A 15,503-nucleotide genomic window follows, 5' to 3' on the forward strand; every position below is an offset into this window, starting at 1 on the left:
TTTATTTTGTTTCTTGAAATTTTTGTAAGGATAATAAAGCTTGACTTTGAACTTTCTTTTGAAAAAAACCTGTCCAACCTAATAAATAACCAGTAGTGCCAAAAGCTTGTTTTGACCATTTCCAAATATCGAAATTGTCTGTATGCTTAATAATTAATCCGTCTTGAAAAACGAATTCGGCATAAATTCTATTGATTACTTTTCTGTTTGTTTTGCTGAAATTATAGGTTGCAACCCAATTGGCAGAACCAGTAGAATCGTCTGCTTTTACGTTCGAAAATTCAATTTTTATATTTCCTTTACTTTTCAAAAGAAGCATTTCCCACATTTTAGCAACTTGATTTTCTTTTAGCAAACCGAATGCTGGATCAATGAAATGAATTTTTGGGTGATAACATTCAATCATTGTTTTGGCATCGGCATTCGCAAAAGCGGTATAAAATTTAGCAATTAAAGCTTCATTAGCATTCATAAGAAATATATTTCTGATAAATATAAGATTTATTAGATAAAAAAGAGATTATAATGTACTAATTTCTTTAGCGGTATCAAAAGATTTTTTAGATTTATCGAAAGCGGTAGAAAAGTAATTCATTTTATTATAGGCAGTAAAATGTCCTGTTTGATTGCCAAAGTTATCTGGACCTCCAGCGATAATAAATCGAACGGCATAAATATCATTCTTTTTAAGTTTTAGCCATTCTGTTGGAGTAAAATAGTAATACGATGTTGTTTTGCCCTCTGAAGATTCTTTTACATTTTTGTCTGTGCATGCAATAACATCGGCATTGGCCAAATCTACATATAAACCTCCTGCAATTCTTGCTTTGTCATTTGCGGTGTCAACAGTGATTTTTAAAATACCACCTTTATCAGTTTTCGCAATTTGAACTTTTATTTCGCCCGTGTAAGCATATTTTTCACAGATAAAAGTATATTCCTGTGTTGCAGAAAAAGGAGCAGAGCCTTTTACGCTAATACTTTGCTGCGCCGAAGCAAAAGTTGAAACAAACAATATAATAAAAAGTGGTAGTTTAAAATTCATAGTTAAAATGTATTTATTGATTGGCTAATTTGGCATCAAATTTTTCATCCCAATCCATTGATTTTATAGCTGAAACAAGATTGTCTTGATTTACAAAAACACGCAATTCTTTATTCGCTACTTTTTTTGAATATAGTGCATGGTATCTATAAATGACTTCTTGTTTGGTTTTGTATACTCCGTCTAATTTTAAATCTATGAAACTCCCGTAATACTGTCTAAATCTTTGGCATGTTTTGGTTAAACGCTCTTCTGTGGTGTTATCCATTACCGATTTGGTTACTTCAGTTTCATTAAAAGGTTTAAATTTTGAAGTATTACAAGTTTCTAAAACTCTTTTTCCTAAATCATAAGCTTTTCGCTGCTGATTTGCATTCACATCTGCTACAGAAACTTTTTTAATTTTTAAATCTTCAGTATCTCTACTAACTGTTTTAGATTTACATCCGATTAACAATAACAAACATATAATCAATCCTGCTTTCTTCATAACTATTTAAGTAATTTTTAATAATAAGTTAGGATCGGGACAATTTTCAATATAAAAGTTTAGATCTTTTGCATTGCAAACACCAGGATAATCTCCCCAATAATTTTCAATATTATGAATGATTTGAAAATGGACATGAGGAGCATAATCACCATTTACTGCGGGTTTTCCTAGAGTAGCGATTTTGTCGCCTTTTTTGAAATGGTCTCCGATATTTAAATTTTCTATACTTTCTAACGATAAATGTCCATATAAAGTATAAAATTTCTCATTTTCTACATTATGTTCTAAGATTATAGTTGGGCCGTAATCACCTAAACCTTCATTGTTTTTGAAACTATGTACCTTTCCATCAAGAGCGGCAAGCACTTGAGTTCCAGCTTCTGTCCATAAATCTAAACCAATATGAATATTTCGTTCAGGCTTGGAATCATTTAAGAATATTGAACTTCGTTGGTATAAAAACCTTCCCTCAATATAGCCTCCAAAAGCAACTCGAGCGTTGTTTTCTTTTAAATAATTAGAAATATATTTTTCGAAATCTTCAGAAGTTTCGAGTTTTGCATCAATCAATTCTTGATTTGAAACAGATAAATTCAATGGTATATAATCTGATAGATCAATTTCAGCATCGATTATTTTAGTAGGAGGTAAGGCATTTAATATGGAGGTAAGGGGTTTCATAAAAATTTAAGCAACTTTATTTATAATTATTAATTCATTGTGAGTTTCTATACGTGGAAGCATTTTAGCAGTAAAGGTTTTCGGATTTACTTCAGAAATATATTTTCTGTTTCTAACATTGTGAGCTTCATCTAGAATCATTGTATTAAACAAAATAAAACCATCATCTTTTAAAAGTGCACAAACTCTATTTAAAAAGAATTTTTCAAATAAAAAGTTTGGCATATTAGTATCTTCAAAAACATCTATGATGATAAGATTGTATTGCTCTTTCGTTTTTAGTACAAATTCGAACGCGTCATCAATTACAAGTTCTAATTGTTCAATTTGATTCAAATTAAAATATTGATTAGCTACCTGTATCATATCTGGATCAATTTCTACTCCAGTAATTTTTTCTTTATATTCAATTTCATCAACTAAGGTTTTTACAACGCTACCGCCGGCAACACCAAGCAGTAATATATGGTTCATCTTTAAAATTTTTTCGTAACCAATATTTCTTAGTCCGTACCTTAATATACGTTGCAGACTTCCGTACGAATAATTAGTGTTTTCAGAGTCCAATACCAATTCGCCATTTGCCCAGGTAACTTCGATTATTTTGCTTCTTGCAGATTTCTTTTTGAATATTTTTATTGGAATAATATAACTGAAAAATTTTTGAATCATTTTTAATGCTTTTACTCAAATTTAGTATTAAATCTTTTATTTTGCATGAAATTTTGAATGATTAATGAAAAAACTATTGTACAAATTCATATTTTTTAAGCTAATGGGCTGGAAAATAGTAGGAATAGAAAATGCTGAAGTAAAGAAATGTATTTTGATGGTTATGCCACATACAAGTAATCACGACTTTTATATCGGATTATTTACTAGAGGTATTTCTGGTTTACAAATGAATTGGGTCGGAAAAAAAGAATTATTTAAATTTCCTTTTGGTTTTTATTTTAGAAATGTTGGTGGTGAACCATTAGATCGTTCAGGCGGATTGAACAAAGTAGATGCAATTGCAGCAATTTTTGAACGTAAAGAAACTTTTCGTTTAGCCGTTGCTCCAGAAGGAACTAGAAAAGCGGTTGAAACAATTAAAACCGGATTCTATTTTATAGCGCTTAAAGCGAATGTGCCAATTGTTCCCGTAGCTTTTGATTGGGGTAAAAAAGAAGTAAATTTAGGAAAACCATTTTTCCCAACTGGAAACTACGATGCTGATTTCGAAATTTTGAAAAAACATTATAAAGGAGTTTTGGGGAAAATTCCAGAAAATGGGGTAAAGCTATAATTTCTGAGAATTTTTTCAAACGCGTGAGAATCGCATATTTGAAAATTTTCTGGACCAATCTCCAAATACGCGCTAATTTTTCAATTATGAAAATCTGTGATTTAAAGTGACTTTTATTTCAATTCAATTGTTGTTTCAAAAAAATGATTAAACTATTAAATTGTTAAAGGTTTCGAGGTATTATAATTGTAAAAATAAAGATCTTTACTTTTGTCAACTAATCAAAACATAATGAATTTAGAACAGCTTTTTACACAATACAAAGAACCATCAATATCTGGAAGATATGTTACTCTAGATGATATCAAACCTCTTTTAGATAAATTAAATACAGACAATCAAGTTCAGCTTTTAGGAAAATCTGTTTTAGGAGAATCTATATATAATTATCAAATCGGTACAGGTGCAACGCGTGTATATTTATGGTCGCAAATGCACGGAAACGAAAGTACCACTACAAAAGCATTATTTGACTTCATCAACTTGCTAAATGATGAAACCGATTTTGCTAAGAAAATGCTGGAGACTTTTACCTTTTTGTGTATCCCGATTTTAAATCCCGATGGAGCACGACTTTATACACGTGCAAATGCAAATGAAATTGACTTAAATCGTGATTCACAAAATCTAACGCAGCCAGAAAGTAATATTTTGCGTAAAGTATTTGAGCAATTTAAACCTCATTACTGTTTTAACCTACATGATCAACGTACCATTTTTGGAGCGGGAACCGATGGAAAACCTGCTACAGTTTCTTTTTTAGCTCCTTCTTATAATGAAGAAAGAGATGTTAATGATGTTAGATTAAAAGCAATTAACATCATTGCAGGTATTAATGAAGAACTTCAAAAATATATTCCTGGGCAGATTGGTCGCTTCGATGATTCTTTTAATATTAATTGTATCGGGGACACTTTTCAATTTTTAGGAGTTCCTACGATATTATTTGAGGCAGGACACTATCCAGATGACTACGAAAGGGAAATTACCCGTAAATTCATATTTTTCTCGTTAATTTTGAGCTTTAAATTGATTTCCGAAAACGATTTAGTTGATAATAGATTTGGTGAATATTTGAATATTTCACAAAATAATGTGGTTTTTTATGATTTTATGTATAAAAATGTCAAAATAAATTATGATGGTATCGAAATTATTACGAATTTTGTCGCACAATACAAAGAAGAATTAATCGAAAATAAGATTCATTTTAATGCTTACATCGTAGAAGTAGGCGAATTGGAAAAATATTTTGGACATTATGAATACGACGCTAAAGGGCAAGAATATTCAGACGATTTCTCAAATTTTCCAAAAGTGGGTCAAAAAGCAAATTTTTATTTAAATAAAAATGTTAAATTTGTTAACGGATTAATAAAAAGTTAATTTTTTTGTGAATTTGTTGTTTTTTATATATAATTTTATACTTTGTAATAGCAATTAGTAATATTAATTAAACAATTATGAGTAAATTTCGTTTAGATGAAGTAGATCACCAGATTTTAGATATGTTAATAGACAATACGAGAGTTCCGTTTACTGACATTGCAAAAAAACTATTGATATCTGCTGGTACAGTACACGTTAGAGTTAAAAAGATGGAAGATGCCGGTATCATCATGGGATCTTCATTAGCCTTAGATTACGATAAATTAGGTTATTCATTTATTGCTTATGTAGGAGTTTTTCTTAATAATACATCTCAAACAAAATTTGTATTAGAAAGAATTAACCAAATTCCATTCGTAACTGTAGCTTCTGTAACTACAGGAAAATTCAATATCTTTTGCAAAATTAGAGCAAAAGACACTAAGCACGCGAAAGAAGTTATCTTTATGATTGACGATATCGATGGTGTTTACAGAACAGAAACTATGATTTCTTTAGAGGAAAGTATAAACGATAAGAAGCGTTTGATGCATACTATTTTCAAAAATATGTAATAACTTTTCTTGAATGCTATATTAAAATATACCTCAAGTTTATTCTTGGGGTTTTTTTATGACTAATTAACCAACCAACTATAACACGATTATGTATACGTTGCCAAAAATTGAACGTTTTAATCAAGATGTTCTCTCAAAATACCACATTTATAATAGTGTTTTTATAACATTACCTTTTGATTCTATAGATAATACGGGAGTTTTACTTCCTTTATTTACAGAAACTTGCGAAACGGGCTTTAAAAAACAAGAAACTCCAAAAGAAATTTTTGATTTCTTTTCTAATAAATTTTTAAACAACGCATCTGAAACAGAAAAAGTTGATTTAATGTTTCGATTTATTCAATACATCGAAAGACAAATTGTATTGTTTGATGCGATTGAAGATGCGGCATTTCCAGAAGTAAACAATATGGAAGGGCGTGGTTCTTTGCGTGACATTAAAGAAAAGTCAGACGCTAAGGAAAAAGACGATGAATTAGTTGAGTTTTTAGAAAACTTCAACGTTCGTACGGTTTTAACAGCGCACCCAACACAATTTTATCCTGGCCCTGTGTTAGGAATTATTAACGATTTAACTGAAGCAATTCGTCAAAACGATTTATTGCAAATTAAACAATTGCTAGCTCAGCTGGGTAAAACTCCTTTTATTCAGCATGAAAAACCAAATCCTTATGATGAAGCGGTAAGTTTGATCTGGTATTTGGAAAATGTATTTTATGCTACGGCTGGAGAAATTGTACATTATCTTCAAAAAAATATTAAAGAAGGAACTCCGATTGAAAACCAATTAATTAAACTTGGTTTCTGGCCAGGAGGTGATCGTGACGGAAATCCATTCGTAACTACAGAAATTACACTTAAAGTTGCAGATCGTCTAAGAACTTCAATTTTAAAATGTTATTATGTTGAAATGAGAAATCTAAAACGTAAGTTAACTTTCTCAGGTGTAGATAATTTGGTGGCCGATCTTGAACATAAACTTTACCGTTCTGTATTCTATTCAAAAGGTGATATTTTTATCACTTTAGAAGAATTATTGACGCAGTTGAATACTATTAGAGCCATTATAATCGAAAAACATCAGTCTTTATATTTAGATGAATTAGAGGCTTTATTAGTAAAAATCAATTTATTTGGATTCCATTTTGCAACTCTAGATATTCGTCAAAACAGCAAAATTCACAATAAGGTATTTAAAGATGTTGTGGATTATTATTTGAACTCTGGTTCAACAATTTTCCCTACAAATTATTATGAATTGACAGAAGATCAAAAAATTGATGTTTTGTCTAAAGTGAAAGGAGATTTAAATCCTGCTGATTTCGAAGATGAAATTACCAGATCTACTTTAGAATCTGTTCAGGCAATTAAAACCATTCAGAAAAATAATGGAGAAGAAGGGGCGAATCGTTATATTATTAGTAATAACGAAAGCGCTTTGAATGTAATGGAAACTTTTGCGATGATTCGTTTGAATAATTGGGAAAATCCTTCTGTAGATGTTATCCCGCTTTTCGAATCTGTTGATGATTTACAAAATGCGCATTCTATTATGGAACAGTTGTATACTAATCTGGAGTACGCTAAACATTTGAAATCGAGAGGAAATGAGCAGACGATTATGCTTGGTTTCTCAGACGGAACAAAAGATGGTGGTTATTTAATGGCGAACTGGAGTATTTATCAGGCAAAAATTTCGTTGACTGAAATCTCCAGAAAATATGGAATTAAAGCGATTTTCTTTGACGGACGTGGTGGACCTCCTGCACGTGGTGGTGGAAAAACACATAAATTCTATGCTTCTTTAGGACCAAAAATTGAAAATAAAGAAATTCAGATAACAGTTCAGGGACAGACAATTAGTTCTAATTTCGGAACTTTAGATTCTTGTCGCTATAATATTGAAAATTTATTGACTGCCGGAGTTACCAATCAGGTTTTTGGTAAAGAAAAAAACGAGTTAACAGCAGATGAAACTCAAATATTAACTGATTTAGCGAATTTAGGATATGAGAAGTATTTAAGTTTTAAAAATCATCCTAAGTTTATTCCATATTTGGAAAAAATGAGTACCCTGAAATATTACTCAAAAACAAACATTGGAAGTCGTCCATCTAAAAGAAGCAAATCAGAATCTCTTGATTTTGCTGACTTAAGAGCGATTCCGTTCGTAGGTTCATGGAGTCAATTAAAACAAAATGTACCAGGATTCTTTGGTGTAGGTTCTGCTTTAAAACATTTTGAAGAAAGCGGTCAATGGGATAAAGTAAGTGATTTGTATCACAACTCTTTATTTTTCAAAACTTTATTAGAGAATAGTATGATGTCATTGGCAAAATCATTCTTGCCCTTAACAGCTTACATGAGTAAAGATCCTGAATTTGGAGAATTCTGGAATATTATTCATACTGAATTTTTAGAAACAAAAAGACTTCTTTTGAAAATTGCAGGTCACAAAACTTTGATGGAAAACTATCCTGACGGTATTGCTTCAATTCAGATTAGAGAGCGTATTGTATTGCCATTATTGACAATTCAACAGTATGCTTTACTTAGAATTAATGAATTAAACAAAGCAGAAACTCCAAACGAAGATTTGATTAAAGTTTACGAAAAAATCGTAACGAGATCTCTTTTTGGAAACACTAATGCAAGTAGAAATTCGGCTTAATAAAAAATCAAATTTTATAATATGTACGTTAGCGAGATATCAGAAAATGAATATTCAGGTCATTTTGGAACTTATTTAAAACAAGCAGGTGATGGAAAATTAATTGAAGAGTTAGAAATTTCTCTTCATCAATTCATTCGATTTGTTCAGGATATACCGATGGATAAGTTTGATTACCGTTACGCGGAAGGAAAATGGACTATCAAAGAAATTATTCAGCATGTAATTGATACCGAGCGTATTTTTGCTTACAGAGCTTTACGTTTTTCAAGAAACGACAAAACACCTTTGCCTAGTTTTGAAGAGCAAGATTATGCTGATAATACAGATGCTAGTTCAAGACATCTTCAGGATTTACTAACTGAACTTTCTGCTGTAAGACATTCAAACTTACTGTTCTATAAGAGTTTATCTGATGAACAGCTTAAAAGAATAGGAACTGCTTCTGGTAATCAAATTTCTGTTCGAGCTTTAGGTTTTATTATAATTGGACATCAAAAACATCATCAGAAAGTTTTTGAAGAGAGATATTTATAGAACTTCAATTTTAAAATAAAGCAAACCCGACAAGTTTTAAAAACTTGTCGGGTTTTGTTGTTTTAATAAAGATAGCTCGTGCATTCCTCTAATCTTCTCCTTCGTCGAAAGGACAAAAAAAATGAAGATTTTATTTAGTAGTTTGATTCTTTCTCTCTAAAAAAGCCAATCCAAATCGTATCTTGTCGTAAGACATTTTTTCTTCAAAATATTCAAAATAAGGTCTTAATGCGTTCGGGTTTTCAAGTTCTATTTGAGCTTTTTCAATTTTCAAAATTTCCTCCTCCGACACAAACTGACTTAAATCTATATCATTTCCATCAACATACAATTTGGCTAAATGAGAAATAATAGTAGTTTCTCCTAAATTTCGTTGTCCAGCAATTTCTTCAACAGAAAATCCATTCTGAAATAATTCTAGAGTTTTTTTATAAGTGTTGTCTTTTTTTTCCTTTTTAACTACTGATTTATTTCTTTCAAACTCAATTATAGCATTAATAAATTCAGTTCCGTATTTTTCGAGCTTTGCCTTTCCAACACCTTCAACAGCAAGAAATTCATCATCACTCATTGGTCTTAAAACTTCCATTTGTCTTAGTGACGCATCACTAAAAATCACATAAGCAGGAACCTCTTCTTCTTGAGCAATTTCGTAGCGTAATTTTCGAAGTGTTTCAAAAAGTGAGTTTTTAGCAGTTTTTGTTTTGGCTATTTTAATTTCATTTTTATCAATTACCTTTTTAACTACTGTTGTTAGCTTTACTTTCTCGCCCTCAAATAGAACTTTTTTTGCAAAAGGCGTTAATAGTATTTTATTATGCTGATGAAATGCGATTTCGCAGTAACCTAAATTTATTAACTGAATTAGATATTGATTCCAGTCATACCAAGAAACATCGGCTCCAATTCCGTACGTTTTTAGCTCTTGATAATTTTTTTCATAGATATATGCGTTTCTCGAGCCTCTCAAAAAATCAACAATTACGGCTAAGGGTTCAGATTCTTTTAAACGTGTTATAGCAGATAATGCTTTTTGCGCGAGAATCGTTCCATCGAAAAAAGTTGGAGGATTTTTACAAATATCGCAGTTTCCGCAATTCTCAGTAACCAATTCACCAAAATAAGAAAGCAGAATTTTTCTACGACAGCTAACTGCATCCGCATATTGCTTCATACGATCTAATTTTGCCAACTGAATATCTGCATTTAGTCCTTCTGAAGCGAATTTCTGAAGTTGAATTACATCTGCATAACTTTCAAAAAGAACCGTTTCTGCCGGCAAACCATCACGACCAGCTCGCCCAATTTCTTGATAATAGCCTTCTATATTCTTTGGAAGGTTATAATGGATTACCCAACGAACATTAGATTTGTCAATTCCCATACCGAAAGCGATAGTTGCACAAACAACTTGGCAATCGTCATTTATAAATTGATCTTGGGTTTTAGCACGAGTTTCGTTGTCTAAACCAGCATGATAAGCTTTTGCTGTAATGCCGCTTTTCTTTAGTTTTTCAGCAAGTTCCTCAGTGGTTTTACGACTTAAGCAATAAATAATTCCAGATTCATTTGGCTTGTTTTCGATAAAATCAACTATTTGCTTTACACGATCTAAAGCCGGCCGAACTTCTAAACTCAAATTTTTTCTATCAAAAGATGCTATAAAAGTTTTTGACTTTTTTAAATTCAATTGTTTTATAATATCAGTACGAGTCGCTTTATCAGCGGTTGCTGTCAAAGCCAGTACGGGAGTAGAGGGGAAGCGGTTTTTTAAATATCCTAAATTAGTATAAGCAGGTCTAAAGTCGTGTCCCCAAGAAGAAATACAATGTGCTTCATCAATTGCTATTAAGCTAACATTCAGTTCGTTAAAAGCCATATCTAGATAAGAAAGACTTTCTGGTGCAACATAAACCAATTTAAATGTGTTCGATTTTAAATTGTCAATATAATATTGCTGTTCTTGAGATGATTGTGAACTATTAATAAAGCAGGCTGAAATTCCATTCGTTTTTAAGCTGTCTACTTGATCTTTCATCAAAGCAATTAGAGGTGAAATTACAATAGTGATTCCAGGAAGTATCAAAGCCGGAAGCTGAAAGCATATAGATTTCCCTCCACCTGTTGGCATAATCGCCAATGTGTCTTGCCCTGAGAGGATTGTATTAATTATAGTTTCTTGATTTGGTCTGAATTTCTCAAAACCAAAATTTTCTTTTAATGTAGCGTGTAAAATTTCTGAAGTCATTGGCGTATAATTTTTATATTTCAAATTTAAAAACAAGAATAATCTTATAAATATAAAAATTTTATGTTAGTATGATTTTTTTGCTATAAAAAAAAGGAACCCGAGTTGAGTTCCTTTTATTTTATAAAGAAAATGAATTAATCTTCATCATCTTCTTCGTCTTCATCATAATCAGTATCTGCTTTGTCGTCATCATCATCATCGTCATCATCATCACCCCCGTCAGAATCTGGTTTGTCTTGATTGTCATCATCATCGTCATCATCACTTATATCATCATCAAGATCCATACCTTTAACTGGTGCAATTGCATCTACATCAACATCTAAATCATCATCTTCATCGTAGTTTTCAATTCTGTCAGCAAGTTTAGTACTAATTTTTACTAAGTAAATAGTATCTTCAGTACGAACTTCAACAGCTTCAACCAATTCGTTTTTAGCGTTTCTAAAACGGATTACATCCGAATCATCATAACCATCAGGAAATTTTTCAACCAAAAGGTTCAAAATTTCATTGGTAAGTTTAGCGTAGTCTACTATAACTCTTTTCATAAATTATTTTATAAATCTAATAAATATGCAAAAATTAACGGAGCAACTATCGTAGCATCCGACTCAATAATAAATTTAGGGGTTTTGATGTCTAATTTACCCCAAGTGATTTTTTCATTTGGAACTGCTCCAGAGTAAGAACCATAACTAGTTGTTGAATCTGAAATCTGGCAGAAATAGCTCCAAAATGGTACATCGTGCATTTCCATATCTTGGTATAGCATTGGTACTACACAAATAGGGAAGTCACCGGCAATTCCACCACCGATTTGGAAGAATCCAATTCCGTTAGAACTGTTTTTAGAATACCAATCTGCTAGGAAAGTCATGTATTCAATTCCTGACTTCATTGTAGAAGCTTTTAAATCTCCTTTAATTACGTATGAAGCAAAGATATTTCCCATTGTACTATCTTCCCATCCAGGAACAATAATTGGTAAATTTTTCTCTGCAGCTGCATACATCCAGCTATCTTTTAAATCAATTTCGTAGTATTCTTCTAAAACACCAGACAATAGCATTTTATACATAAATTCGTGCGGAAAATAACGTTCTCCTTTATCATCAGCATCTTTCCAAATTTTGTAAATATGTTTTTGTAAACGACGGAATGCTTCATGTTCAGGGATACAAGTGTCAGTAACACGATTTAATCCTCTTTCTAATAAAGCCCACTCGTCTTCTGGAGTTAAATCACGGTAGTTTGGAACTCTTTCATAGTGAGAATGAGCTACTAAATTCATGATATCTTCTTCTAGATTTGCACCTGTACATGAGATAATATGTACTTTGTCTTGTCTAATTACTTCGGCAAAAATTTTACCAATTTCAGCTGTACTCATTGCGCCAGCCATACTCACAAGCATCTTTGCACCATCGGCTAATTGCTGCTCATAAGCTTTTGCAGCGTCTACTAATGAAGCAGAGTTGAAATGCAAATAATGTTTTTCAATAAACTGACTGATTGGTCCTTTCATTTCTTTTGTTTTTGTTTTTTTTTTTGAATTAAAAAGTTTAACCTTTTTGGATGTTAATGCAAATTAAGAATTTTCTAAAGATATACATTACTTAATTTGCCGTTTTTTTTTACAACTTTTTTTTATATCCTAATATCTTCAAAACGTCTTCTGAAGTCTGTTGTTCTGAGAAAACCTCAGTAGCCAGAATTCCGTTTTCGTCTCTATCAATTAAGATATGTTTTGGTTGTGGGATTAAACAGTGGTGTAAACCTCCGTATCCTCCAATTGTTTCCTGATAAGCGCCAGTATTAAAGAAACCAATATATAAAGGTTTTTCTTTGTTGTATTTTGGCAAATAAATGGCGTTCATGTTTTGCTCCGAATTGTAATAATCGTCACTATCGCAAGTCAAACCTCCCAACAGAACCCGCTCGTAAGTATCATTCCAACGGTTAACCGCGAGCATAATAAAACGTTTGTTTATCGCCCAAGTATCTGGTAAAGTGGTAATGAAAGAAGAGTCAATCATATTCCATTTTTCTCTATCATTTTGTTGTTTTTGATACAAAATCTGATAGATTGCACCACCGCTTTCACCTACAGTAAATGATCCAAATTCCGTAAAAATATTTGGAACATCAACTTCAGCTTCATCACAGGCAATTTTAATCTGATTGATAATTTCATCAATCATATATTGGTAATCATATTCGAAAGCAAGCGAGTTCTTAATTGGAAAACCTCCACCAATGTTCAAGCCATCTAGAGTAGGACATTCTTTTTTAAGGGCAATGTATACTTTAATACATTTTACAAGCTCATTCCAGTAATATGATGTATCGTTTATTCCGGTATTAATGAAAAAGTGAAGCATTTTAAGCTCTAATTTATCATTTTCCTGAATTTGTTTTTTATAGAAAGAAACAATGTTTTTGTAACCAATTCCTAATCTTGAAGTATAGAACTCAAATTTAGGTTCTTCCTCAGCAGCAATACGGATTCCAATTTTGAATTTTCCTTTAATTTCTGCTTGAAGCAAATCTAATTCTTCATAATTATCAATAATCGGAATGGTGTTTTTATGTCCGCTATTGATTAATCTAGCAATATTAGTAATGTACTCATCTCTTTTGAAACCGTTGCAAATAACATAAGTACTTTTATTGATTTTACCGTTTTCAAGTAAGTTTTCTACAATATTAACATCAAAAGCAGATGATGTTTCAATGTGAATATTATTCTTGAAAGCTTCATTCATAATATATTCAAAATGAGAGCTTTTAGTACAATAGCAATAATAGTATTTTGCGTCGTATTTGTTTTTTTCCATTGATTTTCTGAACCAGGCTTTTGCCTTGTTGATATTTTCAGAAATCTGAGGTAGATAAGTAAACTTTAATGGCGTACCGTATTGTTCAACCAATTTCATTAAATCGATATTATGAAATAATAGGTTGTCTTTGTTTAGTTTAAATTCCTCTTGTGGAAAGTAGTATGTTTGGTTTATTAGATCCGAATATTTTGTATTCATTTATTTGTCAACTTTTAGAGATTGTAATTGTATTTTAAATTTAGTGTTTTTTTGAACTAAATCTTAAATTCAAACTCTAATATTGGCAAATATAATCGGCAGTTTTTCGTGCTCGGCTTTTGAACATTGGAAAACATCAAAACAGAAAGGACTTTTACTATTGTAAAAACGATTCAGCATTCTTAATAAAGAACTGCTAAGGCGGTTTCTATACGAGCTAAATTGTCTTCGCTGATTGTTTGTTTTCATGGGGCAAATGTAAAAAATAAAATATACCAAATGCAACGCTTTCGATTAAAAAAAGTTTAAGATTTATAATCTTGAAACGCGTCTAGAATTAATTTATTTTCAACGGATTGGTTAATTTTTATTTTTCCGATTCCTTCAATCAATGCAAATTGAATTAAACCATATTCATTTTTTTTGTCGTGAATTAGTAATTCTAAGATCGGATCGATATCATTTTCTTCAAAAATAATATCCTCATAAATGCCCTTAATGATGGTTTTGATTTCTCTGTACTCTTCTGGAGAAATTAAACTTTTCTGTAAAGAAATGTAACTTTCTAAAATCATTCCTGCCGCAATAGCTTCACCATGAAGTAAAGTCGTTTTTTCTGTACTTTCTAGAAAATATCCTTCAATAGCATGTCCTAAAGTATGTCCGAAATTCAAAGCTTTACGGATATTTTTCTCAGTTGGATCCTGAATAACGATTTCATTTTTAATTTCAACAGAGCGATAAATTAGCTGATCCAATTCATCAAAAACAATTGATTTTAAATCAGAAAATTGTCTCCAGTATGGCGCATCATAAATAAGACCATGTTTTAGCATTTCTGCCAAACCAGAACGCATTTCGCTCTGCGGCAGAGTTTCTAAATATTCAGTATCAATTAATACCATTTGAGGTACATTAATTACACCAATCTGGTTTTTAAGATTTCCTAAATCAACTCCTGTTTTCCCTCCCACAGAAGCGTCAACCATAGATAATAGAGTAGTAGGAACATTTATAAAGTTAACTCCTCTTTTAAATGTAGAAGCTACAAAACCTCCTAAATCAGTCACAACGCCTCCACCCACATTGATAACAAGTGATTTTCTATCTGCACCAAGTTCTGTTAAGATATTCCAGATTTCGATGCAAGTTTCAATGTTTTTATTTGCTTCACCAGCTTCAAATTCAATGATTTCAATTGCTAAATCAGTTTCTAAATGAGGGATGAATTTAGGAAGGCAATATTCATTTGTTTGATCATCAACAATTATAAATATGTTAGAATATTTATTTTCTCTTAAATGTTTATTTAAAGCTTCGTAAGCATTTTGGTTAAAATGTACAAGGTAATTATTGGCTTGAATAGACTGCATAATTCTTTAGTTAATTGAAAGCGCAAAAATAAGGCATTTTAAACTAAATAAACTTCAAACTTCTGTCCTAATTTGTTTAAAATCCTAGTTTCTGATTTTAAGTCTGTAAAATGCATTATAGTAAACATTTACTTTATAAAGTAACTTATTTGTTTATTGTATTAGAGATATTAA

The 15,503-nt window shown here is 31.2% G+C and carries 15 protein-coding genes; 5 read left to right on the forward strand and 10 right to left on the reverse strand.

Annotation, left to right across the window (positions count from 1 at the left end; genetic code table 11):
• Nucleotide 1: 1 nt before the first annotated feature.
• The 5 genes from HNP35_RS19460 to HNP35_RS19480 are packed head-to-tail and all read right to left on the reverse strand — an operon-like array spanning nt 2 to nt 2,891.
• On the reverse strand, nt 2–472 hold the full coding sequence (locus HNP35_RS19460; protein ID WP_184166376.1) for a nuclear transport factor 2 family protein: 471 nt from the start codon (nt 470–472) through the stop codon (nt 2–4).
• 48 nt (nt 473–520) lie between these two features.
• Nucleotides 521–1,045 carry a hypothetical protein gene (locus HNP35_RS19465; RefSeq protein WP_184166373.1) on the reverse strand — a complete coding sequence of 175 codons (525 nt, stop codon included), beginning with the start codon at nt 1,043–1,045 and terminating at the stop codon, nt 521–523.
• A gap of 13 nt (nt 1,046–1,058) precedes the next feature.
• Entirely contained in the window at nt 1,059–1,535 is a 477-nt protein-coding gene (locus tag HNP35_RS19470; RefSeq protein WP_184166369.1) for a hypothetical protein, read from the reverse strand.
• Between the two features lie 6 nt (nt 1,536–1,541).
• Entirely contained in the window at nt 1,542–2,219 is a 678-nt protein-coding gene (locus HNP35_RS19475; RefSeq protein ID WP_184166366.1) for a peptidoglycan DD-metalloendopeptidase family protein, read from the reverse strand.
• Nucleotides 2,220–2,225: 6 nt separating this feature from the next.
• Nucleotides 2,226–2,891, reverse strand: coding sequence for a spermidine synthase (locus HNP35_RS19480; protein ID WP_184166363.1), 666 nt, complete (start codon nt 2,889–2,891; stop codon nt 2,226–2,228).
• Between the two features lie 64 nt (nt 2,892–2,955).
• Between HNP35_RS19480 and HNP35_RS19485 the strand changes: the two genes are divergently transcribed.
• The 5 genes from HNP35_RS19485 (at nt 2,956) to HNP35_RS19505 (ending at nt 8,664) form a co-directional block, all read left to right on the forward strand.
• Complete coding sequence (locus HNP35_RS19485; protein ID WP_184166360.1) at nt 2,956–3,507, forward strand: 1-acyl-sn-glycerol-3-phosphate acyltransferase; 552 nt, start codon at nt 2,956–2,958, stop codon at nt 3,505–3,507.
• Between the two features lie 231 nt (nt 3,508–3,738).
• On the forward strand, nt 3,739–4,893 hold the full coding sequence (locus HNP35_RS19490; protein WP_184166357.1) for a M14 family metallopeptidase: 1,155 nt from the start codon (nt 3,739–3,741) through the stop codon (nt 4,891–4,893).
• A 77-nt stretch (nt 4,894–4,970) separates the two neighbouring features.
• Entirely contained in the window at nt 4,971–5,450 is a 480-nt protein-coding gene (locus HNP35_RS19495) for an Lrp/AsnC family transcriptional regulator (RefSeq protein ID WP_008468989.1), read from the forward strand.
• A gap of 91 nt (nt 5,451–5,541) precedes the next feature.
• On the forward strand, nt 5,542–8,127 hold the full coding sequence (locus tag HNP35_RS19500) for a phosphoenolpyruvate carboxylase (protein ID WP_184166354.1): 2,586 nt from the start codon (nt 5,542–5,544) through the stop codon (nt 8,125–8,127).
• Nucleotides 8,128–8,148: 21 nt separating this feature from the next.
• Complete coding sequence (locus HNP35_RS19505) at nt 8,149–8,664, forward strand: DinB family protein (protein ID WP_184166352.1); 516 nt, start codon at nt 8,149–8,151, stop codon at nt 8,662–8,664.
• A gap of 130 nt (nt 8,665–8,794) precedes the next feature.
• Here the strand turns inward: HNP35_RS19505 and recQ are convergent, their stop codons facing one another.
• From recQ to aroB, 5 genes are all read right to left on the reverse strand, one after another.
• On the reverse strand, nt 8,795–10,912 hold the full coding sequence (recQ, locus tag HNP35_RS19510; RefSeq protein WP_184166349.1) for a DNA helicase RecQ: 2,118 nt from the start codon (nt 10,910–10,912) through the stop codon (nt 8,795–8,797).
• Between the two features lie 137 nt (nt 10,913–11,049).
• Nucleotides 11,050–11,466 carry a DNA primase gene (locus tag HNP35_RS19515; protein ID WP_184166346.1) on the reverse strand — a complete coding sequence of 139 codons (417 nt, stop codon included), beginning with the start codon at nt 11,464–11,466 and terminating at the stop codon, nt 11,050–11,052.
• Between the two features lie 8 nt (nt 11,467–11,474).
• Nucleotides 11,475–12,443 carry a deoxyhypusine synthase family protein gene (locus HNP35_RS19520; protein ID WP_057117936.1) on the reverse strand — a complete coding sequence of 323 codons (969 nt, stop codon included), beginning with the start codon at nt 12,441–12,443 and terminating at the stop codon, nt 11,475–11,477.
• 109 nt (nt 12,444–12,552) lie between these two features.
• A complete protein-coding gene (locus tag HNP35_RS19525) occupies nt 12,553–13,956 on the reverse strand; it encodes an arginine decarboxylase (protein WP_184166343.1) in 1,404 nt (467 codons plus the stop codon).
• A gap of 305 nt (nt 13,957–14,261) precedes the next feature.
• Nucleotides 14,262–15,329, reverse strand: a complete 1,068-nt coding sequence (gene aroB / locus HNP35_RS19530; protein ID WP_184166340.1) for a 3-dehydroquinate synthase — start codon at nt 15,327–15,329, stop codon at nt 14,262–14,264.
• Nucleotides 15,330–15,503 lie beyond the last annotated feature (174 nt).

Origin of the sequence: Flavobacterium notoginsengisoli (genome assembly GCF_014207905.1) — a bacterium.
Lineage (GTDB): Bacteria > Bacteroidota > Bacteroidia > Flavobacteriales > Flavobacteriaceae > Flavobacterium > Flavobacterium notoginsengisoli_A.